Below are 19,781 nucleotides of genomic sequence, written 5' to 3'. Positions count from 1 at the left end.
CGCTCGAGCGGCTTTTTTCTATTTCCACGGCTTTCTTGTCCAGATGAAGAGAGCCCCTCCCCCGAACAGAAGAAGCAGCCCTCCTGTCACCACCATGGCAACAGGGAATGAACCTTCCTCTTCATGCACTTTCGCTTCTTGTCCCTTGTCTGATTTCTTTTGATCTGTTAGTCCCTCATCCTCTGTTGCCTGTTCCGCATCAGATCCCTCATCCCTGTTGTCCACCCTCTTTTCTTCCGATCTTTCCGCTTCCGCGTCCTGAACGATACCCTGTTCTCTCTTCACCATTCCTGTTTCATTTCTTGTTTCGATGGGGTTGCCCTCTGGAACAACAGACCCATCATGGGATGACGCAGGCGCTTTTAGTGTTCTGTCCTCGTGTCCGAAACGCGTTAACACGCTCCCCTCTCTGTCATAAAGGGTAAAGGCGTACGCGTAGACGTGATCTGGTTTCACCTCCCTATCCTCATAGGTGAACGAATCCCCTTTGTGAACAACGTTTCCCTCTCTTACGACCTCCATCATATGCGCCCCTGGGTAGCGGGTAACATCTACACCAAATGAAAGGCTGTCATGCGTTTTGACGACTGAAAAGGGCACCTCTTCTCTGATTTTGGTAGTGTAGGAAAACAACAGGGGCTCAGAGTGATTGTCCTTCTTATCCACCGTTTTGATCGCATAGTCTACCGTAACTCCATGGCCAGGAGAGGTCTCTTCGTACGTTGTTGCCTGCCCTGATAACAAAAGCGACTCTCCGCGGTAAAGCTCTACACGATCGAAATCTTCTTCAGTCGGATTGGACCATGTGATACGGAGCTTCCCTTCTTTTTCGGTGAAATGAATGTTTTCAGGGTAAGAGGGTGGGGTGATGTCCTCTACGGCAATCATCGCCTGTTCTGGAACCGATTGGTACCGAAGGGCATTTTGACGAAACACCTGATAAATGTAATTTCCTTCTTCCTTTATATCCCGATCATAATAGGAAAACCCATCCACCGTCGCCACCCGATTTCCGTCTCGGTACACAAGCGTTTCATAATCTTCCCCATCATCTGACCACTGAACCAGGACACCCCCCTCTTTCTGGGTAATTTCAACACCCGTAACAGGAGGGACATTTTCAGCTTGAGGGGGTTTGGACTGCTGGGTTTTCAGGATAGGGTATCCTTCCTCTTCGTCCATGGTCCAGACGTCAGAAAAATCAAATCCAGCAAACGAAGACGCATTTTTCGAATCCTCGTCGGATAGCGGAACCCCATATGGAGAACTTTCAACCCCTGATGTATCCTTATTCCAATAAACGCCCGTTAATGTGGACAGTCCAGGGCCTGTGTTCATGTGACCGACAGCTCCGCCTACTTTGCCTGTTGCGGTAACACGTCCCATGCTGTATACATGGATAAGCTCTGTTCTCTGAATTTTCCCAAAAGCTCCTCCCACGTTGCTTCCAGCTTGGACGGAAACATTGGCGTACACATCCCTGATTGCATTACTCCCTTCCCCCCAGCTGGTGTACCCCGCTACGCCTCCCACACTTGATTGTGTGGGATCGCCGATGACCGTTCCTGTTACGAAAACGTTCGAAACACCTCCTATAAATGAGGCATACCCCCACAAGGCTCCGACAGCTCCGTATCCTTTTACATAGGCATTCTCGAGCGCCAGATTTTGTATTTTCCCACCACTCCTTACAGAACGGAAAAGCCCAACATGAGCTTCATCACCTCTGTTTATATACAGGTTCCGAATGCTGTACCCGTTTCCGTCAAGCGTTCCCGTAAAATCGGCTATCGGTTCAAAACCTGCATACGTCCCGTCACCGTTATAATTCCAAAGCCTTGTTTCTGCTGCCTCGATGTCATTCCCTAACACGTAATGACCATCTGGATTCATTTTAATGTCCTGAAGTTCCTGAAGCGTCGTGATCACCGTAGAGGGTTCTGCGTAAACCGTCCCGATCCCTCCCAAAGTGATGAATACTCCGCTTATGAATGCCAGTACGTATTTCAATTCGATCCCCTCCCTCTCTAGAGGATTCCTGCTTATTTGTACTGTTCCTTTTATAAAAGGAAGGTGTCCTTTCTGCATGTAAAAAACCACTCAGGTGAGTGGTTTTTTTCATTTATTTGCTTATATAACCTGATACTTGAAACCTCAAAACCAAATACTCCTGAAAGGCCTCTGTAAGCTCTTGTGCTTTTACACCCACCTTTTCTGCGGTTTCTTGATTACCCTAGAGGCGCACTTCAATGATATACGTAAAGGGTTCGATGCCGTCGATCTCAATGGAATTGCTCCTTCTCTTCTTTTTCCCGTTCTCCCTACATATCGTATATCATAAGGAAAAACAAAAAAAGAAGACAGGGATGTGGTAAAAGTGCTCGTTCAATTCCGTAAGCAAAACATTCTAAATAGCTCTGCTATGTATCCTTCAGATTTTTTGGAGCTGGTAGAAAAATATGAAGATCACACCTTCGAAACATGGAAAGATCCATTTGGGTGTTACGAAATCGAAGTGGAAGGGCGTACGCTGGCCTTAAGCAATGAAGAAGTCAAAGTGGTAGAACCCTAACATTCCAACAGAAAGGAAGATTCTAATGTCAGAAGTTGTTCACCATGCGATCCTGGTGAGCGTTGATGATCTCCCAAACGGCGATGTATTATGGAAAGTTCACAAGAAGGCTCAATCCTTATTCGACACGCTAGTATCCGAAGTGGTTCATTCCAACATGAATCATGTGGATTCGTTTTTTATAGCGCCAGATGGCAGCTATGACGGACGAGAGATGTCGAACCGATTCGACGAGAAGCGGGATGAATTTATATCGTACCTGGAATCATTCGCCTCAAATAACGGGTCCAGCCCCGTTCAATACGCCGAAATCCGTTATGATGAGATGCAACGAACGAACCTTATCCGAAGCAATCAAGAGATTGTTGTGGAGAGGTAATCCATGGCGTATCGAGTGATTTTGAAGGATGAGACGCACGATATTTATCTTTATCTCACTGTCTCAGCCGACACCTTGCAGGAAGCGATTGATATTGGCGTGAATGAACATGGGAGCCCTCTCCCGCTCGTTCTTTATGATGCAGAGCGAATCGAAAAAGGCATTTTGTCAAAAGAATGGTATGAAAAAGAAACAAAAAGAGAACCTTAACTCTCAAAAAAACGCACAGACATTTGTTCTGTGCGTTTTGAACGTTCTTTTATTTTTCGTTCTCGTGTTTATTTTGTTCTTTATTCCTATTGAATCGGGGTAAACCTCACACTCGTCCCTAATCGCATGGAATCTCCGCTTACCGCTTTAAACACAAAGGAGGATTCGCCGTGATCGATGCCAAGCGTAATTCCTGCTTCTCGTTCATACACGTCAGAGCCAATAAACATATTTCCCGAACCGCTTACGGGTTCTGCTTTATATCGTCCAGGGGGCAAATCCTTCCCCATATCATAATGACCAGCTCCCAGGACAATCGGCTTGCCTTTTGCTTCAACAATTCGTGTTTTGATCTTTTCCAACTCACTTGTCTTCGTTTCGAGACGCTCCTCAAGCGAACGAAGTTCTTCCTTGGCGTCTTTTTTTTGGCTGACCATGTTGTTTTTATTGGTTTCTAACTCACGCAGCGCTTCAAATTTCGCTTCCGCGTCATCCCATGCCTCTTCCTTTTCTTTAAGGTCCTTTTCGATTGTTGTGAGCTCTTCTTTTTTATCCTCTAAATCACTCAAACGGGAACGCAAGGTTTCATATGTAAGAACGTCTCCATCCGCTTATACTTGGAGAGTGGACCTTCCTATGTATCCTCCCAGCAATAAAGCCGCGATAAGTCCTGCCGTTAAAATAGCAGGCTTCACGCCTTTTCGGTTTTTCCATTTCTCTGATAGCAACACATCATTCTCCTTTCTATTGTCATGTCGCCCATTATACGCAGATTTTTCCTTCTCGTACACACCCCCTGCTGTTGCTAGAGAAGTTTTTTCATAAAGGGGCACCCCCATCGACTATACTGGTAGTAAGAGAAAAGCTAGGAAGATACTAGTTAGAAGAAAGGGATGAGATCATGAGCACGTTTATGATTGAAGATGGCAAATACGAAGTGACAAACGACAACGGCATCGTTTCAGTGAAGCGATACGGCGAGGATTGGGGCTACGAAGCCGATAAGTTCACGCTTTGCTTGATCCAGGAGATCGAGCGCTTACGTGATTTCTGCCATCAATTAGCGGGAGAAGAAAGTCTGCACCAGGGCGGGATATATGAAACGGAAATGACTCGTTTATTAAAAGAGAACAGGGAACTAAAATCTATGGTAGGTGAGGTGAAGAGACGAGTTTCCTTCCACAAAGATGACGTTGGAAACACCCTTTTTGAAGAACTCCAACACATCATGGAAGAAAACACCCCTAAGGAGGGCGCATAATGAAACCGTATAGAGTCGTCGATGTTTTCGGCCTCACACCAGAGGCGCTGGAAGATCGCTTGAATGATCTCACAGAACAGGGATACGCCCGTGTATTCGAGAGCAATTTGAATTGGTACCAGGGAGAAGGCGAATCGGGGGTCATTGCGTTTCAATACAAAAAAGGAGATGAAACACATGAGTAGTGTAAGCCGTGATATGATCGAGGGATATGAAAGCTTGGCCCGTATGATTCAACACTTCGTGTGGGAAGGGAAACCACATAAAAGCGAACGAAAAGAACACACGTTGGAAGAATACGATGATTTGCTTGAAAGCATTCGCCTTCAATGCTGGGATAATTACAACGAGGGCGCTTACGATAAAGGCTGGACCACCAAGAAAGACGAAGAATCCCAGTACAAATAATCGGGAGGAACACATATGGAAACGATGGAAGAATGGATTCAGGAGCAGATCGATGAAGGGTATATGAGAGCGGGAGACTTGGAACCCATCAAGTGCCAATGGTGCGAGAGTTCGGATCTTGAAGATCGAAACCATGGCTATGAAAACCTAGGAATCGTGAGCAAGGAAAAATGGTGCAACGCTTGTGAGAAACGGGTAAACACCTGGTCTTACGGGAGCTGGGATTTGTAAAAACGACATGCTGACAGATGCTTTCGCTTTTTATGATGAAAAACCCCCACTTTCAATAATTTCCTTTTATAATGACAAGGATATGACAAGAATACGAGAGGATGAGTAGTATGAAACCATTACGAAAAGAAGGTTTACAAGTCAAAGTTTCAGGTCCTGTTGTTTGGGGAGATGATGAGTACCGCGTGGCATCTGAGGGAAAAATTGTAGATTGGGGGACAGGAACACAGGCCCTCGTCAATCTTGAACAAGTCGGTCCTGATTTCGGTGTTACCACTTTTGTTGACAAAGATATTATAACGCCACTATAAAACCACATGATCATGTGGTTTTTTCTTTTAGTAAGTCTTCCTTATACCAGTGCAGACCAGAATACGAGAAAATAAGCGACCAACGTGCCGATGAAAAAGATCGATGACCATATCCTGAGTGCACAACCAGGAGAAGGAGCGGGCACATTCCAACTATCTTTTCCTTCTTCCTCTTTTTCAGAGCCCCCCTTTTTTTTACTGATACAATAAGAAAAAAGGACAGGAGCTGAGTGTATGGAAATCGTTGTGACCAAAAAAGAAAAGTTCAGACGGGTGGCAAGCGGGTTGTTCCATCTCTTAAGGACCATGAATTATTTTGATTTCCAAACGAAAGCGCTGGATGATTTTCTGACACCCCAGCAAGGAAAAACGCGCGATGAACTATGGGACGTCTATATGAACGGATTGATGCCGCGACACCCCAACAATGAAGCCTATGATCCCCTGACCCGTAAAGCGCTTCACCTTATTGCAAACGTGGTAGAGGAAAACATTCCTCCAGAACATCGCCAACACGGGAGTGGAGAACCGTTTTCGTTGGAACGGTTTACAGAAGGCTTGGATGCGAAAGAAACCGAAGATTGGAAAAACGGAAGCCCCTTCGCCTGCATCCTTTCGGAGGGTCTGTCCGTAAAACGAATAGCCCTTGAAACGAATGAAAACGGAGACTGGCAGAATCATATATGGGGGTCTGTTCGTACCTTTGGCGCGAAGGAAAGGTTCGAACTCCCCGCTTCTCATATGGGAGAAGGGTTGTATCTTATAGAAGAGACGGGAGAACGATTCGATGTTCATAATGTGAGGTATGAAATGGAACTGTCCTTCCTCTCAAAAGACGAAAACCATTCCCTCTTTTCTTTCTTGATTCCAGAAGAAACGAAATCTGAAGATGAATGGGACTCTTACGACGATCACGACGAATGTTCGATATGCCGTGGTGGCGGATGTCCGAAGTGTGATCACTCTGGATTTTACGGCTTTCGGGTAGTGGACTAGACGAAACATATGCAGTAAAAACAACAAAAGCCCCGCTTATTAGCGAGGCTTTTTCTTATCCGACGACAAACCCTGTCGTATCTTCTTTGGCTTTTCCTTTTGCGTACAAGGAGACAATCGTTCCTTCTGGCTCGATAAAACGAACATCACTGTCATCACCTGACACGACCTTCATCCCCATAAACGTGTCGGGAATTTTGTCCCGATGTCTGAATACGACAGCCATTCTCATCCCTTCCTTCACCGCTCGTTTCACCTGATGCTGATACGTTTCGATGCCGCTGTACGAAAAGGTCAAATCATAATTCTTGGGCACCCTTCGCCCCGCCATTTTCGTATAATCGTAGAATTGGATTTGCGGGAATACGTCGAACAAGTGAGGATATTCCCCGCTTCTGACCCCTGCTTTTTTCGCCGTTTCTTCTGTCACCGTTATAGGTTTGTTTTCCCATAACAGATCGCTCGTTCCGTTCAGGCGAACGGCTGGAATCAGGTCTTTTTTTTAGCTATTCGGACGAGGAATGCTATATTTTTCACGAGCTCGTTCAAAAAGCCCTGTTCGTCCTCATATAACCATAGTGTGCGCTTCACACGAGCTCGTTGAACCCGATCGAATGAGCCGAATCCTGCTGTATTGAGACATGCTTTCTCGCATCCTGCCCGTTTCGCCATGGGACATACATTCATAACCCCGCTCATATCAGACGGAGCGAGATATAATACTCCTGTGAACCTCTCCCCCTAAATGCTACGCACTTAGAGGGAGCTTCGATTATCCTTAAATACGGTGTGAACCTCTCGGCATTCGAAATACCGAGCATCCCCTGTTTTTTCAATGGAACCGTCCGTACAGAAGCGACGCGTCCCAACCGAGGAACAAGGTGTATGCACCTTCGGATTGACCCTTACGGGTGTCTCGAAGATTGTCTCCTGATCAATCAGGATAAGAGGTTCATATGGTTACCAGCTTTAAGCTGATAACTTCTGTATATAAGCCTTATGCCGTTTTCGGTACAACGCCTTGATTCGATCATGGCGTTTTTTCTTTTGATAGGCATAGTCTTTCGAGATGGTTTCCAATTCTTCATCTAGAGCCCGAAGGGCGATATTGACGCTGGCATTGTAATCCGCATCAGACGTATGAAAGCACACGGTACATTCAAACGTCTTCCCGTTTCGGTTACAATCGTCAATATGATGACAAACAGGACATGCTTTAGACGTATAAGCAGGATCGACTTCTTTAAAAGCGATTCCCTTCCAATCGAGCTTTTCTTGCAGCTTCCCAATTAGTTTTCCTCTGATCCAGGAGGAGTCTCGTCTGTTGCTTGTTTTCCCTCGGTCAAATTCTGTCAGGTCAAGCGATTCCATCGCCACCAGCACCTTGCGGTTTTGAATCGTCCCCATCACTCCGTTTACAGCTTCGTTTAGCCTTCGGTTCACCTCATGAGCATAGACGCGTCGGCATTTCGATACCTTTTTCTGTCCGTGTAACATGGAAGCCATGTGATGGATTTTCTCACGTAAGACAGCTTTACGTTCTTCTGTAACCCCGTCCCTGTGCAGCTCTTTTTGATAGGATCGCATTTTGTTTCGGAGGTTAGAACGCATATGGAGCTTCGGCTGCACTTTTTCATTATAAAAATGGTCCATCCCTTTGAAACTACCGTATTGTTCTCCTTCTGAGGAATACAATAAATCGGTTATTCCTGCATCCAGACCGATCACGTTTTTCGTTTTATAGGTTCTCGTTTTCTTTTTAAACGGTACGGTTACCTTTAGTTTTCCGTTCCGAAGGAAAAACGAGGGAGAGCACATTTTATACTGGTCTAATCGCCTTAAACCACGTCGGCTGCCCGTTACGGGCATCTTAATCCACTTCGAGCTCCCTAGCAACTTGACGCGGAGGACATAATCACTACAAGTATCCTCTGATTTTTCGAGCGAGCATACTCGCGTGTCCAGTTGTACGGTGGCCTTTTTAACAAAAGGAAGTTTCCAGTTTTCGAGTTTTTCCCGATACAGCATACGAACGTCTTCTCGGTGCTGACGTCGTTCCTCCGCCGAGAAACTTAGTAAGGTTTTGTACAGATCTTGATAGAATTGAAGGGTTTCCTCTTGAAGGTTTTTCTTATCCTGTTCGTTTTGAATGAGCTTTTGAAGGGTTTCCATTTCATCCTCATCCCGTATGCACGCATGGAACAGTCCGATGGACTGAAGGTAGGGTTTAAGGCGTTCTTCTTTGTGAACGACATACCCATAAAGTTTGTTTTTGATGCGTATAAGATGGTTATGAAGTTCTTTAACAGCGTAATCTATGGCGTTTTGTCCGTACGCTGAACCGAGGGGGTGAGTATGTCGTTTCGCTTTTTCAAACCCTTTGATCCGTGAGGACTTCTTATTGTTATTCAGGAGATCAAGCGTGTAGGTTTCATCCTGAACCATCTCGTTTATAAAGAAGTTGACAAGCGCGGTAAAAGCTTTTTGGGTTTCCCGAAAACACTCCCCTTTAACCTTCGTTGGGTTTCCATATAAAAAAACCGACTTCGTTTTGGTGGCCATGCTTACCCTCCTTTCTTTCATACATATAGTATATGTGGAAAAAGCCATTTTTATAACGTCGAAAAAAGAAACCAACCCCAACACATGGTCGCTTTCATCTCGGCATTGAAATACCGAGGATTCCCGCTTGTCTACCTAAACCAAAGATTTAGAGGGAGCTTGCGTCGCCTCAAAGATATGGTCAAAAAACCGAGCTTTTCTCCCTTGTATCCTTTTGGACTATCCTCTCCGATGCTTAACAGATACATGTGACCACTCCTATTCCGTGCTATACCTTATGAAGGGCGTAGGAGTGATATGAAGATGAGATCCAAAAAAGGTGAGTCCTTATGGACTCACCTTTACGGTTCGCTTCGTGATCATGGTTTGCCCCATGCCCGTTTTGCCAAAAATTCCAATATGTTCAGGTTGTGACGGTTTAGGGTTGTACGTGTAAGAACGGATTTCTTTCTCGCCTGACATAAGACGTTCGCGGGCTGTTGAGGTTTTCGCGGGAATACCCTGGTGTACCCAATCCCATACGATCACGTTCTTAGAGGCTTCTTCCAAAAGAGAGCGTCGAACCATTTCCATGCTATGTTGAGTCATCAAATCTATCTTCCCCTTTCTCTACACTATATGCGCACCTCTTTTATAGTATGTAATTGGGGTTTCATTGAGTGAAAAAGGTTGGCTTTCCTCTCCCCACTCCCTCATTTCGTGCTAATCTAGGACAAATATAAGGAAGATGGAAAGGATGATCGTCTATGAAAAACCGTATTTCAGAACAGAAACCGATGCGAACGTTAGAGGAACTTGAACACCATGCTGGTGCACCCCTGCCAAAAGGAACCTGGAACCTTTTCTCAAGTGTCGGGGAAGAAGATTCTGCGCTTTATCCTCACGAAACATGGATGATTCGACAGGCGCAATCCTTGTCAGATGAAGGTCAACATGTTCTCTATATTGCTGGGGAGCAATCTGTATCCGATTATCTTTTAGAACTTCAGGGCACTCTGAACCTCGACGCCTTCTCCATTGTTGAGCGAGACGTGCTTACTCCAGCAGAATTCGAGGGTCGTATCTTTGGTCATTATGAGAAATTTGGAGGGTTCCCCTCTTACGTTTTGATCGAAAACCTAGACCTTTTGGAGGATGATTACAAGACCATGGGGCGGTCTCCTGAAACGTTTGAGAGGATCATTGATGCCTTTTCTTTCGAAATGAAAGAATACGACAACCTGACGTTTCTTATAGGATCCCCTTACCCTGACAACTACAAAAACGTCAAAGATCCCGAAGCCTACCGTTCGTTTTATAAACGCTACGGAAACGGAGCTAAACAATTCTGCAACGGATTCCGAATTACAGAAAATGAAGATATTGTTCCAGTAATATAACAAAAAAACTCACGCCATTTGCGTGAGTTTTTGTATCAAACACTGAATACGGCTCTCATGAACCTTTCGTTTCTAGCGCTTTCTTTTGCAAATAAGGAACCAGGAACCCGCAAAGGATCGCCAGTGCCATGATCACAGCGAAACCAACCCCCTCCATCGCCCCCATCGTCATCGCAATAAGGAGCAGAAGGACACGCGATGTAACCGTCACAACCTCTCTCCAGGAGAACAAATGTACTCTTTCTTCAAAGGTTGCCCTGTGCAGAATTTGGAATTGCTGCGAGACATAAATCGTGTTGAAGTAATACATGCCGATTGTCGTCAGGATGTTTGCGAGGATCAGGAAGAACGTGCTCCCCAGAAAAACAAAACTGTATCCCAGGGTGATGACGGTAATTCCAAAATAGAGCCAGGCAATGTCGCTTACACGCTTCATTTTCTTGTAGACTTTGATGGAAAGAATCGTGAGAATGACGTATAGCGTATTTAAAAGCGCAACCCATACTTCGTGCTGGGTCACCGTAAAGGTAAACACAATCAGGAAAAGGGATTGAAACTGGCGAAAAAACCCTCCCGCTACATACGAAACCCCTAGCCATGTCAAAGAAGGAGAACGGAAGGCTTCTCCTATTTTCATAGGTTGATAAGGTTTTTGACTCATGGAAAAGTAGGGGATAAACAGGATTGTGATCGCCAAAATGGAACTGCATAGCACCATAAAGAAGAAGGAAGAATGAAATCCCCACACGTAAATGAAGAGACCCGAAAGAATCGGTGCAAGAAGATTAACTGACTGGGCAATAACCGCTGCTGCTGAGAAAAAAGCATGAAACGTTTCTTCTTCCCCGAACTGAACGAGCGTTATATTTTTCGCGCTGTAATAAAACCCTTGAAACAACCCCAATGCCCCGCCAACCAGCAAGATGTGAGTGATTTGAGGCAACCCCTCCCCGAAAGGCAATAGCAAAAAGGCTACGGCTGAACAACATGCGCCCAACAACATGACACCCCTGTTGTTCCAGAGGTAAAGAAGCCTTGTCCCCCATAGGTATGACAACCCCCACAAACCTAACGTGATCGCGTTTAGCAGGGCTATATCAAATAGGGCCCCGTCCTTCATCCAAACATACAGGTTCACAAAGATCGAAGCATAGATTGCGATAAACCGATGAGCCACTGTATTCACAAGCAGCATTTTGATTTCTTTTGATAGTTTCACAGAATCCTCACCTCTTTATGGATTTGAAGGATATACGAGGGTTTCCTTCAATTCATAACAGTAGACTTCTGTCAGGGGAGAGATCATTATGAAAAAACATACAAGTTTAGAGATATGCACCCGTCTGAGCTACACCCTGCTTTTTATCGCTTTCATCCTTTTGATTATCGGGTTTATAAAAGAAGGACTATCTTTTAGCCTATATGCAGGCATCGGGTTTGGTGTGATGCTTGGGGGGATGTTGGTCTTTGGCATCGGGCTCGTATTCGCGTTAACGGACGGGGGAAAGGAAAAAGGCGACTGATCAGTCGCCTTTTTGCAATCATTCATTTATTTTCCTGGAAGGGTCTTTCAAGCCCCAGCCCCTGTTTGAGCAGCCTGATCATTCTTTTTCGCTCGGGGTTTCTGATTGTGTCTTTGTAAGCATCCATATTGAATAAGTCGATCCCTTATTATTCGGCTGGGTTCCCGTCCTCTGTGAATCGTTCCTGGCAGGAAAGACAGTGCCATAGTCTTTTATATCCGTAAGCTTTCACTTTCTTGCCTCGTTTCAGGCGTCCCTTACAGCTCGGGCACACGTTCTGGAGAACCGCGTAGCGGCGCCGTTTGATTTCTCCATGCTCGTCCTTTCGCCTGTTTCTCTCTTTCTTTTCCTCAGGGGATAAGGTCATCTCTCGTACAAAAAGGCCGCTTAACAGTTCCGTCATGTCTCCTTGGATAGGTTGATTCGTCACGATTTGTGTTTTGTTCAAAAGACTCTCCACACCTTTCACGTTTTTTCTATTGTACAGGGATTCTCCTCCCATTCACGAAAAAAAGAACCAATCCTGATAAGGAGTGGCTCCGATACGTTAGATCAGGCGTATTTGGCAAACAATCGTTTGAAATCTTGTTCGGCTTCCTCTTCAAGGAATCGTTGCATCTTGTAGCGGAATGTCTCTGGGTACTGTTTCATATATTCACTCTCAGGCAGCAGGAACGAATCAGGAATATGATCCTTCTCATCTGTTGGAACAAAAGAGAGGCATCCATTAAACTCCCCTACATCGAATAATACCTCAGCTACCCCTTCAATGGCACCACTCAGCGTATACTCGATAACACCTGCACCATTTTCATACCACGTATGGTGGGGATCTTCCCGAAGCATCGCTGTTACCATTCCTCTTTCTGTTTCGATTCTGGACCGTTTCCCAAGCGGGATTCGTTCTTCTGCCCAGTCTACATATTCGTTTAACTCCAGTACCTCCAATTGAGAAAGCCCCATTGAGTTTCGGATCTTCCTCATCGCGTTTTCACTGCTATCCGCTTCAGTAATGGCAATAAGCCGTTTGTCTTCACCGTACAAAACGGCATGAAAGTGTGATTGAGGACCCGTTTCTTCAGTTGACTCAGGAAACACGCGCTCTCTCCATCCCTTATGTTCGCTCAGGGTAAGGAGTCGCGTTTGCTGGCTGTCTAATCCATCCTGAAAGCTAACCGCCGCTTCATACGCTCCTTGCGTAATCGCTTTTAATTCCATTGTGCGTTCATCGATAATCGCATACCAAAACATAAGATCATCCCTCTCTTTAATAGTTTTCGATCGTTTCAACCGTCTGGCCACCCTCAACATGTTCAATAACTGTGTAGTAACAGCCATGATTCAGATTAATGTGAACCCCACGTTCAACCCGTTCTGCTCTTCGTAAGCTCTCTGTGAGTTCAAATGGTTCTCGGTAGTTTTCGTCATCCAGTTTTTTTACCACAACGCGATAACCGTTTTCCATAACTTTTCTCCTTTCAGATGCCTGTTTTTTCGATAGGAGTCAGGTCTCTTATCATTTTCCTCTCGCTATGACGTGTTCTTGTCATTTTATTGTATCACCCTGATTCCCGCGTCGTTCAAAAAAAACCTTTAATCCTTGTAATGCTTCTTAGCTCGGGATCCCCTGTACTACTGGCTCAATTGTCCCTAACTATCCTACTCATTCGAAACGAAAGATATCACCTATTCGTTTCCTCGCATTTTTCCGCTATACTGAAGTCCATTGGAATAAAAAAGGGGGGAATAGTATGGTGTTTTTTGGGGTTTTATCTGTTGCAATCTTGACTGTAATCCTTGTAATGGAAATTGTAACCGACATCCGATATGAACCCACCCTGTTGAAAAAACGAAAGGTCCTCAAAGGGGACCAGACGTATACAGCGAAGGTCACGTTTCAAAGAAGCGACGATGCCTTTTTGGTCAGACTTCATCTTTACACAGGGATTTTTCGTGAACCCACACGTTTCCGACACTATGAGTACAAACGCTCCGAATTACCCGAGAATCCTGACTATGTTGCCCTGATCGCTCAATCGATTGAAAAATGGGAGTATGAAGAAGAAAGAGAAGGAATAAGGAAGAAAGAAACCCAAAGAAGATGGCAGAACCAGAAAAGATCCCTTCCTCTGTTTAAAAAACAAGGAAAAAAGGTGAATCAAACATGGGATGGCACCATTTCAAATAAAAATAGGAAGAGAGGAGACCTCTGATGAAACGATTTTGCGAACATTGCCTTCCGATTCAAAGAACGATCGGAGAGGAACGGTTTTCTGACGTTTCCCTTGATTGGTTTATGGATCTTTTTCATATTCATCACCCTTTTCTCGTGTGTTATGAGACGGATGGGAACGGGGTAAGTGAAGGGGGACAATCCTTTTACTGTAAGAAGTGCCACGCGTTTTTCACAGGTCACTACGACATCTGGAGTGATGATGACGTGATCACACTCTCGGTGACAAGAGAGGGGTTGATTGATCGTGAAGCTCTTGCACGCTTCCTTGTTTTATCGGAAACTCGGGAGGAGTTGAAAGAACAGTTAGATAAGCAGCCTGGTCCTCTCCCGCTATACATCAAGACCGATACGTATGCTCCCTATACATTCAGTGATGGGGAACGGTACCATCTGCTTGATTTACACAGGGAACACGGACTCAATCATAAGACGTATTCCTCCTACCCGCACATTCATCTTTCGGTCGAAGAAGCGGTTCACGGTTGGGGGCGGAATGATGCCTACGCGAAAAAAGCGCACCTCCTCTCGTTCGATGGAGATCCGAAAAAAGTTAGAATCGACGTTCTTCCTGGTCCTTATGGAGAAGCGGAGCTTTCCGTATCTTATCATGAACGGGTTTTTCCAATCTCTTTACGCCATGTGGACGTGTTAACAGGAGAAGAAACCCCACTAGATGAAGTGAATATGGAGCGTCTGAAGGAACGGGATGAAGAAGGGTTTTTGAAGGAATTGCGATCCCTGCAAGAAAGAACGGATCCTCCTCCGATACTGAATATGTCGGAAGAAGCGTTTGAACAAGCGTTACTAGATCGCCTGAAAGAATTAGAACGCGTGATAAAGTGCGATCCGTGAGGATTGTTTGCTCGATTTTAATTTCTTTCATAAAAAAAGAGCCTTGTGGGAGGCTCTTTTTCTAATCGATTCATTGTTTTCTTTTATCTCGCGATGGTCTCACCAACGTGACAGGCTCCTTTAAAGACCCATTCCCCGTCTTCTTTAGCGAGTGTTGCGTAGGTTGATTTCCCTTCGTCTGAAAAGGAATACGGTTCACCAAGCTGAATCAATTTCCCTGTATCCCTGGCAGGTGGCAAACAATCTACAAAATAATCCGCCATCGCCTGATCTACCGTGTCCCCAACTTCCAAATACTCCATCAGTCCGCCTCGCCAGTTTTCAAGTGTTTTCATCATCCATCTCTCCTTTAGTAGGTTGGTATGCCTCTTTTGTTCCGTTTCCACCAATATTGGAATACGACACTGTTTCTCAGCCATGATTCCTTGCTGCCTCTCATCCAGAGAATGGCCCGTTCGGTTTCATAGGCGACTTCTCCAGTGATTTCGACCACAAGAAAACAGGTACTTGGTTTTTCGCTTTCCTTGAAATAGTCATGAACGAGAGTCACATCTCCTCCCCATCTTTTGGCGTGGGTTTTGAGTTTATCGTACGCCTTTAGAGCGGATTCGTGTGTATTGACCTTCCATCCTGGTGTACCGTGAATGGCAAAACGGTTATGATGAGGCAACACGCGTACTTTCGTGTGGATGATTTCCATAATTGGTTTTGGGAACGTCTGCATCTGACAGATGCGTTTCATGATTCCACTTTCTCCGTCAGGAAAGACCCATCCACGTTCATTTTGTTCAAATTTCGTATCCAGCCTTCAATCTTTTTTAATCGCTTTTGGAGTTCCAACAGCGTTTCAGAATCCTCTTCACCGTCCACAATCAAACGCAGGATTTGCTGCTTTTCCTCCTGCCATCGGTTGTAATGCTCGAGTGCTGACCAGAACGGAATCGTTAGGTTTTCGTTCATATGATCACCCTTTCTGATTTCTTCCCTCCTCATTATAGAGCGAAACGGAGGATTCGGGGCAAAAAGTTCCAGAAAGATTGAGGAAGAAAGCGGGAAGAGTCGAATCTTTAATCTGAAAGGAGGGATGAACGTGAAGATGAAGAAAAAATGGGTTTCATTAACCCTTGCCGCCATGCTTTTGATCGGAGGAGGTTCGGTGTATGCGAAAACCCAATGGGGTGTAGGGCTCTCATCGTTAATGGAACGAATAACCGATCTGTTCAAAGAAGAAACCACAAACGATATGGCCAAAAAAGAGACAGAAACCATAAACAGTATGGAAATGATGGTGGATGAGAATGTGGATGGGGCTGTTGATGATCTGCTTCAGTTCAAAGAACAGACGATTTTGAACGCAGGAGAGGAAGTAGACCAGTATGCAGCCGCGTTAGAAAGTGAGGTTTTAAACGGCATTACGTATTATAAAGATGACATTAAGCGCGAGATTACAGCAATCACAGAAGAGGAAACCGAAAAAATGAAAGAGAATTTACGAAACCGATTAGAGAAAAAACTGGAAGCTAAGCTGAAGACGACGTTTGATCTTGGCGGCGAATAACCCCTTTACAGAAGAGGGGTTTTTCATTGGGAGAAAGGGAACGCGCATACTTGCCTCCTAGTAAGTAGCAACTCCGAACGTAAAAAAAACCGCAAAATGCGGTTTAATCATACAAGTCAGACTAAGCACTTCGCATTAATCCTATTAAAAACTCTTTTCTTACAATCTTTTTCTGGTCCCCTGCTTCTCTGTCACAAATCATGTAATACTCATCCCCGAACATAATTTGAAACCCTTCGCCTTCAAGTTTTAAACGAAAGGATTCGCATACGAGCCCCCTGATGCTTTCAGAGTTTGCGAAAAACCCGACCAGAACCGCCTGTTCAACAGGCGAAACGTTTGCTTCCCTCTCTATGACCCCTCCCCCATTCACGGTGATCACCTCCCCCAACCTATTATGTCACCGCTTTTTGAGAGACGGGATAAAAAATCATTCTTTTTCTTCCCCTTCTTTCTTCTCTCGCTTCTTTTTCTTCCTCTCTTTTACGATTCGAACCGCAGACGGATGCAGCGCGTCAAAGAATTTTTGTGTCTGCTCCTTATTCAACACGATTTTCATGAGATCCCCCCTTTTTCCTAACAGTTTTCCCCTGCGATCAGGATTCAATGCTACACTAGGGGTATTAACGAGGAGAAAGGATGATCACGTATGTCGTACGCTACGGATTATGGGTATACCCCGAGAGAGGTTCAGGTATTTGAATTCACGGGACGGGAGTTTGCCGATTTATTACAGAAATTTGTGAACGAGAAAACGGGCCACAACGTGAGTCTTACAGTCGGGTGCTACGAAGAGGATTATGATGTGCATGTGGCAATACTAGATGAAGACGAATTAGATGATGATGTGTATGAAGCCATCAGAGGTTTAGGGCTTCATCCTGAGGAAGAATTCGTGAATCGGGACATCCTGTTAGAAAAAATTTTTGGTAGTGTTTACGCTTCTGTTGAACGATTACCAGGAGAAACGTATATCGTAACCGTACCACTGGGAAAATAAAGCAACCAAAAGCGAACCCCTAAGGGATTCGCTTTTTTCTTTTCCTATAAACGAAAAACCCCCCGCTCTTAGAGAGCGTGGGGGTTCTGTTGGTGTGTCGGCACCACATACCAATCCCAACAATAACAATAACGAACCTTGAAGCAACCCCTAACAGTTCCTTCTTCTAGAGTATATCGCAAGAAATGGGAAGAAATCAACGGGTTTGCCTCTTTCGGGAAAACGATTCTTTTCATTCCTTTCCCCCTTTCTTCTGCTACAATAGGTGCAAGAAAAAAAGAGGAGGCGTCCCCATGTTTCAAAGACCACTAAAAGGTATCCACTACGGAGAATTAACCGTTATTTCAAGCGGATCCATGTTTGCTGGGAAAACAGAAGGCATCTTAAAACATATCGATTCCATCTCGATCGAGGAAAAGAATCGGGTGGCCACGTTAGAAAAAAGAGGTGAACCTGCTATCGAGCGCACGATCGGTGTGTTTAAACACGGCATTGACGACCGATATGATAAAGAAGCGATCACGAGTCATAGCGGACGTTCCTATCCCGCCACTCCAACAGACTCTGTCATCCGAATACAACACGAAGTAGCAAGACACGATTACCGTGTGATCGTGATTGACGAAGCTCAGTTTTTCAGCGATAAGGATAAGAATGGAAAATGGAAGATCATTGAAGCCGTAACGAAGTTTTTAAGTGAAAACCGATACGTGATCCTGGGCGGATTAAGCAAAGACTTCCGCGGGGAAGCCTTTGGGCCCATGGGAGATCTGATGGCGGTTGCAGATGAAGTGCATCATTTAAAGGGAATTTGTGCCGTTTGCGGTTCTCCTTCCACCATGACCCAGCGCCTCTTAGACGGAAAACCTGCTTATTATGAAGATCCGATTATCCTCGTTGGCGCGAGTGACGCGTATGAGCCACGTTGTCGGACATGTCACAGGATTGAACATCGGAGCGCGGAAAAAGAAAACCAACAATCGATAAAAAACATCATATAACGACGAAAAGAGCGGACATTTGTTCGCTTTTTTTACGTTCCCATCTCCATCTAGGTCCATTGTTCTATAAATTTTTCGTAAATAATGGTTACGCAACCATGTATTAGATATTTTTTGTTATAATAGACGGGAACGAAGGGCAAAGGGGACGAAAACATGAATAGCATTACATCCGTAACACATCCAATTGAATATGTGACCATGGACGGAGTTGAAATCCGTCTGATCAATTCAGGAGACGGAACAGAAGTCATCCACCATCGTATTGAAAAAGGCGCAAGATGGGCGATGCAACCAGCAGAAGGCGTAACCGCACTTGAAAGTGTCTATGTATTGGAAGGCGAACTTGGGCTTTCCACCTCAACAGAATCAAGGACGCTCACTCCGCACCAATCGTTTGCTGCTCACCCTGTTGAGGAAGCGTGTGTGTTTTTGGCGCATGAGGACAGCGAATTTTTATACATTACCTCACAGCCTGTTTTTCAGTATTATTCTGATGAGGTACAAAAAAAGGTGAAACTGGCGATTGAAGTAGCCGAGAAAGACGGGTATACGGCCGATCATTGCAAGCGGATTATGAAAATCTGCATGATGATGGGCGAACATCAGGAGCTTTCCCCTGACGATATGTGTACTCTTAATTTTGCGAGTTTTCTTCATGACATCGGCAAAATCCACATTCCAGAAGAAGTTCTCCAAAAACCAGGCAAACTGACCGAGGAGGAATGGGCACTCATGAAGAAACACCCAACGTTCGGCCGTGAGATGCTCGAAACGGTACCAAGTCCTCACCTGAAACGGGCGGCTTCTATTGTGGAACAGCATCACGAACGCTTTGACGGGAAAGGCTACCCTAACGGTTTGGACGGGTCGCGTCTCTCCCCGCTCTCTTCTATTGTCAGTGTGGCCGATGCGTATGATGCCATGACTACGGACCGTCCTTACCGAAAGGCGATGAGTCCAGAGGCAGCGCTCCAGGAAATCCAAAAGCACAAGGGGACCATGTTTCATCCTGACGTAGTAAAAGATTTTATTGCATTATTTCCCGAAATCTGTAAAATAAACTAAGAGAGGAGTTGGAAAATGATGAAAAAACTAATCGTATCCCTTTTAACGGTTTTAATGCTGACGCTTGGTTTCTCTGCAAACGCAGCTTTGGCTGATGGCGAAGAAACAGCGCCTTCGAACGATGTGGAAACTCAAAACGTACCTGTAACACTTTTCAACTAGGACCTACATAATTCGGTCAACCACACCACTATAAAACGCAGAGGGGGTTTCATTCTCCCCTCTGCGTTTTTG

General features: G+C 45.1%; 32 protein-coding genes. 18 read left to right on the top strand and 14 right to left on the bottom strand.

Annotated elements, in window-relative coordinates:
• Positions 1 to 18 precede the first annotated feature (18 nt).
• Positions 19 to 2,010 (bottom strand): ZmpA/ZmpB/ZmpC family metallo-endopeptidase-related protein, encoded by a 1,992-nt coding sequence (locus IMZ31_RS18940; RefSeq protein WP_207531089.1) that lies wholly within the window; start codon positions 2,008 to 2,010, stop codon positions 19 to 21.
• 358 nt (positions 2,011 to 2,368) lie between these two features.
• On the opposite strand from IMZ31_RS18940, the gene IMZ31_RS18935 reads away from it, so the two are divergent.
• From IMZ31_RS18935 to IMZ31_RS18925, 3 genes are read left to right on the top strand one after another with little or no spacing between them, the layout of a single operon-like run.
• Complete coding sequence (locus IMZ31_RS18935) at positions 2,369 to 2,572, top strand: hypothetical protein (RefSeq protein ID WP_207531088.1); 204 nt, start codon at positions 2,369 to 2,371, stop codon at positions 2,570 to 2,572.
• A 25-nt stretch (positions 2,573 to 2,597) separates the two neighbouring features.
• Positions 2,598 to 2,951: a hypothetical protein gene (locus IMZ31_RS18930; RefSeq protein WP_207531087.1), complete on the top strand. Its 354-nt coding sequence runs from the start codon at positions 2,598 to 2,600 to the stop codon at positions 2,949 to 2,951.
• Positions 2,952 to 2,954: 3 nt separating this feature from the next.
• The gene (locus IMZ31_RS18925; RefSeq protein WP_207531086.1) at positions 2,955 to 3,161 is read left to right on the top strand and encodes a hypothetical protein; all 207 of its coding nucleotides are present in this window, start codon (positions 2,955 to 2,957) and stop codon (positions 3,159 to 3,161) included.
• 86 nt (positions 3,162 to 3,247) lie between these two features.
• Here the strand turns inward: IMZ31_RS18925 and IMZ31_RS18920 are convergent, their stop codons facing one another.
• A complete protein-coding gene (locus tag IMZ31_RS18920) occupies positions 3,248 to 3,730 on the bottom strand; it encodes a hypothetical protein (protein WP_207531085.1) in 483 nt (160 codons plus the stop codon).
• Positions 3,731 to 4,062: 332 nt separating this feature from the next.
• On the opposite strand from IMZ31_RS18920, the gene IMZ31_RS18915 reads away from it, so the two are divergent.
• The 6 genes from IMZ31_RS18915 to IMZ31_RS18890 all read left to right on the top strand — a co-directional run bounded on the left by IMZ31_RS18915 (position 4,063) and on the right by IMZ31_RS18890 (position 6,368).
• Positions 4,063 to 4,422: a hypothetical protein gene (locus IMZ31_RS18915; protein WP_207531084.1), complete on the top strand. Its 360-nt coding sequence runs from the start codon at positions 4,063 to 4,065 to the stop codon at positions 4,420 to 4,422.
• Positions 4,422 to 4,607 carry a hypothetical protein gene (locus IMZ31_RS18910; RefSeq protein WP_207531083.1) on the top strand — a complete coding sequence of 62 codons (186 nt, stop codon included), beginning with the start codon at positions 4,422 to 4,424 and terminating at the stop codon, positions 4,605 to 4,607. Before IMZ31_RS18915 ends, IMZ31_RS18910 begins: the two co-directional genes overlap by 1 nt.
• On the top strand, positions 4,600 to 4,830 hold the full coding sequence (locus tag IMZ31_RS18905) for a hypothetical protein (RefSeq protein WP_207531081.1): 231 nt from the start codon (positions 4,600 to 4,602) through the stop codon (positions 4,828 to 4,830). The genes IMZ31_RS18910 and IMZ31_RS18905 overlap by 8 nt, the downstream gene beginning before the upstream one ends.
• 15 nt (positions 4,831 to 4,845) lie before the next feature.
• Complete coding sequence (locus IMZ31_RS18900; RefSeq protein ID WP_207531079.1) at positions 4,846 to 5,061, top strand: hypothetical protein; 216 nt, start codon at positions 4,846 to 4,848, stop codon at positions 5,059 to 5,061.
• 110 nt (positions 5,062 to 5,171) lie between these two features.
• Complete coding sequence (locus IMZ31_RS18895) at positions 5,172 to 5,372, top strand: hypothetical protein (RefSeq protein ID WP_207531078.1); 201 nt, start codon at positions 5,172 to 5,174, stop codon at positions 5,370 to 5,372.
• A gap of 234 nt (positions 5,373 to 5,606) precedes the next feature.
• Positions 5,607 to 6,368: a hypothetical protein gene (locus IMZ31_RS18890; protein WP_207531077.1), complete on the top strand. Its 762-nt coding sequence runs from the start codon at positions 5,607 to 5,609 to the stop codon at positions 6,366 to 6,368.
• 55 nt (positions 6,369 to 6,423) lie between these two features.
• Here the strand turns inward: IMZ31_RS18890 and IMZ31_RS18885 are convergent, their stop codons facing one another.
• From IMZ31_RS18885 to IMZ31_RS18875, 3 genes are all read right to left on the bottom strand, one after another.
• Complete coding sequence (locus IMZ31_RS18885; RefSeq protein WP_207531075.1) at positions 6,424 to 6,798, bottom strand: GP88 family protein; 375 nt, start codon at positions 6,796 to 6,798, stop codon at positions 6,424 to 6,426.
• 539 nt (positions 6,799 to 7,337) lie between these two features.
• A complete protein-coding gene (locus IMZ31_RS18880) occupies positions 7,338 to 8,930 on the bottom strand; it encodes an RNA-guided endonuclease TnpB family protein (protein WP_207531074.1) in 1,593 nt (530 codons plus the stop codon).
• A 327-nt stretch (positions 8,931 to 9,257) separates the two neighbouring features.
• On the bottom strand, positions 9,258 to 9,521 hold the full coding sequence (locus IMZ31_RS18875; RefSeq protein ID WP_207531072.1) for a hypothetical protein: 264 nt from the start codon (positions 9,519 to 9,521) through the stop codon (positions 9,258 to 9,260).
• Between the two features lie 155 nt (positions 9,522 to 9,676).
• Between IMZ31_RS18875 and IMZ31_RS18870 the strand changes: the two genes are divergently transcribed.
• Complete coding sequence (locus IMZ31_RS18870; RefSeq protein ID WP_207531071.1) at positions 9,677 to 10,309, top strand: hypothetical protein; 633 nt, start codon at positions 9,677 to 9,679, stop codon at positions 10,307 to 10,309.
• 55 nt (positions 10,310 to 10,364) lie between these two features.
• Here IMZ31_RS18870 and IMZ31_RS18865 read toward each other — a convergent pair whose 3' ends face one another.
• Positions 10,365 to 11,528, bottom strand: coding sequence for an MFS transporter (locus IMZ31_RS18865; RefSeq protein WP_207531070.1), 1,164 nt, complete (start codon positions 11,526 to 11,528; stop codon positions 10,365 to 10,367).
• Between the two features lie 88 nt (positions 11,529 to 11,616).
• On the opposite strand from IMZ31_RS18865, the gene IMZ31_RS18860 reads away from it, so the two are divergent.
• Positions 11,617 to 11,832 carry a hypothetical protein gene (locus tag IMZ31_RS18860; protein ID WP_207531069.1) on the top strand — a complete coding sequence of 72 codons (216 nt, stop codon included), beginning with the start codon at positions 11,617 to 11,619 and terminating at the stop codon, positions 11,830 to 11,832.
• Positions 11,833 to 11,980: 148 nt separating this feature from the next.
• On the opposite strand, the gene IMZ31_RS18855 is transcribed toward IMZ31_RS18860, so the two are convergent.
• The 3 genes from IMZ31_RS18855 to IMZ31_RS18845 all read right to left on the bottom strand — a co-directional run bounded on the left by IMZ31_RS18855 (position 11,981) and on the right by IMZ31_RS18845 (position 13,297).
• The gene (locus IMZ31_RS18855; RefSeq protein ID WP_207531068.1) at positions 11,981 to 12,280 is read right to left on the bottom strand and encodes a hypothetical protein; all 300 of its coding nucleotides are present in this window, start codon (positions 12,278 to 12,280) and stop codon (positions 11,981 to 11,983) included.
• Between the two features lie 104 nt (positions 12,281 to 12,384).
• Entirely contained in the window at positions 12,385 to 13,122 is a 738-nt protein-coding gene (locus tag IMZ31_RS18850; protein WP_207531067.1) for a hypothetical protein, read from the bottom strand.
• The gene (locus IMZ31_RS18845) at positions 13,100 to 13,297 is read right to left on the bottom strand and encodes a hypothetical protein (RefSeq protein WP_207531066.1); all 198 of its coding nucleotides are present in this window, start codon (positions 13,295 to 13,297) and stop codon (positions 13,100 to 13,102) included. Before IMZ31_RS18845 ends, IMZ31_RS18850 begins: the two co-directional genes overlap by 23 nt.
• Before the next feature lie 286 nt (positions 13,298 to 13,583).
• On the opposite strand from IMZ31_RS18845, the gene IMZ31_RS18840 reads away from it, so the two are divergent.
• Both IMZ31_RS18840 and IMZ31_RS18835 read left to right on the top strand, forming a co-directional pair.
• Complete coding sequence (locus IMZ31_RS18840; RefSeq protein ID WP_207531065.1) at positions 13,584 to 14,045, top strand: hypothetical protein; 462 nt, start codon at positions 13,584 to 13,586, stop codon at positions 14,043 to 14,045.
• The gene (locus tag IMZ31_RS18835) at positions 14,045 to 14,920 is read left to right on the top strand and encodes a hypothetical protein (RefSeq protein ID WP_207531064.1); all 876 of its coding nucleotides are present in this window, start codon (positions 14,045 to 14,047) and stop codon (positions 14,918 to 14,920) included. The genes IMZ31_RS18840 and IMZ31_RS18835 overlap by 1 nt, the downstream gene beginning before the upstream one ends.
• A gap of 83 nt (positions 14,921 to 15,003) precedes the next feature.
• Here the strand turns inward: IMZ31_RS18835 and IMZ31_RS18830 are convergent, their stop codons facing one another.
• Genes IMZ31_RS18830 through IMZ31_RS18820 form a run of 3 tightly spaced genes read right to left on the bottom strand, consistent with a single transcriptional unit; the run spans position 15,004 to position 15,880 of the window.
• A complete protein-coding gene (locus tag IMZ31_RS18830) occupies positions 15,004 to 15,255 on the bottom strand; it encodes a hypothetical protein (RefSeq protein WP_207531063.1) in 252 nt (83 codons plus the stop codon).
• A gap of 14 nt (positions 15,256 to 15,269) precedes the next feature.
• The gene (locus IMZ31_RS18825; protein ID WP_207531061.1) at positions 15,270 to 15,662 is read right to left on the bottom strand and encodes a hypothetical protein; all 393 of its coding nucleotides are present in this window, start codon (positions 15,660 to 15,662) and stop codon (positions 15,270 to 15,272) included.
• Complete coding sequence (locus IMZ31_RS18820) at positions 15,659 to 15,880, bottom strand: hypothetical protein (protein ID WP_207531060.1); 222 nt, start codon at positions 15,878 to 15,880, stop codon at positions 15,659 to 15,661. Before IMZ31_RS18820 ends, IMZ31_RS18825 begins: the two co-directional genes overlap by 4 nt.
• Before the next feature lie 130 nt (positions 15,881 to 16,010).
• On the opposite strand from IMZ31_RS18820, the gene IMZ31_RS18815 reads away from it, so the two are divergent.
• Positions 16,011 to 16,478 carry a hypothetical protein gene (locus IMZ31_RS18815; protein WP_207531059.1) on the top strand — a complete coding sequence of 156 codons (468 nt, stop codon included), beginning with the start codon at positions 16,011 to 16,013 and terminating at the stop codon, positions 16,476 to 16,478.
• 121 nt (positions 16,479 to 16,599) lie between these two features.
• On the opposite strand, the gene IMZ31_RS18810 is transcribed toward IMZ31_RS18815, so the two are convergent.
• Together IMZ31_RS18810 and IMZ31_RS24680 are read right to left on the bottom strand one after the other, a co-directional pair.
• On the bottom strand, positions 16,600 to 16,851 hold the full coding sequence (locus IMZ31_RS18810; RefSeq protein WP_207531057.1) for a hypothetical protein: 252 nt from the start codon (positions 16,849 to 16,851) through the stop codon (positions 16,600 to 16,602).
• A gap of 57 nt (positions 16,852 to 16,908) precedes the next feature.
• Positions 16,909 to 17,037: a hypothetical protein gene (locus IMZ31_RS24680; protein WP_256438040.1), complete on the bottom strand. Its 129-nt coding sequence runs from the start codon at positions 17,035 to 17,037 to the stop codon at positions 16,909 to 16,911.
• 90 nt (positions 17,038 to 17,127) lie between these two features.
• Here IMZ31_RS24680 and IMZ31_RS18805 point away from each other — a divergent pair, with 90 nt between their 5' ends.
• From IMZ31_RS18805 to IMZ31_RS18790, 4 genes are all read left to right on the top strand, one after another.
• Positions 17,128 to 17,478, top strand: coding sequence for a hypothetical protein (locus tag IMZ31_RS18805; RefSeq protein WP_207531056.1), 351 nt, complete (start codon positions 17,128 to 17,130; stop codon positions 17,476 to 17,478).
• Positions 17,479 to 17,771: 293 nt separating this feature from the next.
• A complete protein-coding gene (locus tag IMZ31_RS18800; protein WP_207531054.1) occupies positions 17,772 to 18,479 on the top strand; it encodes a thymidine kinase in 708 nt (235 codons plus the stop codon).
• Positions 18,480 to 18,635: 156 nt separating this feature from the next.
• Positions 18,636 to 19,547 (top strand): HD-GYP domain-containing protein, encoded by a 912-nt coding sequence (locus tag IMZ31_RS18795; protein WP_207531053.1) that lies wholly within the window; start codon positions 18,636 to 18,638, stop codon positions 19,545 to 19,547.
• Positions 19,548 to 19,562: 15 nt separating this feature from the next.
• Entirely contained in the window at positions 19,563 to 19,709 is a 147-nt protein-coding gene (locus IMZ31_RS18790) for a hypothetical protein (RefSeq protein WP_207531051.1), read from the top strand.
• Positions 19,710 to 19,781 lie beyond the last annotated feature (72 nt).

The organism is Pontibacillus sp. ALD_SL1 (assembly GCF_017355605.1).
This window is presented reverse-complemented; position numbering and strand designations above follow the sequence as displayed.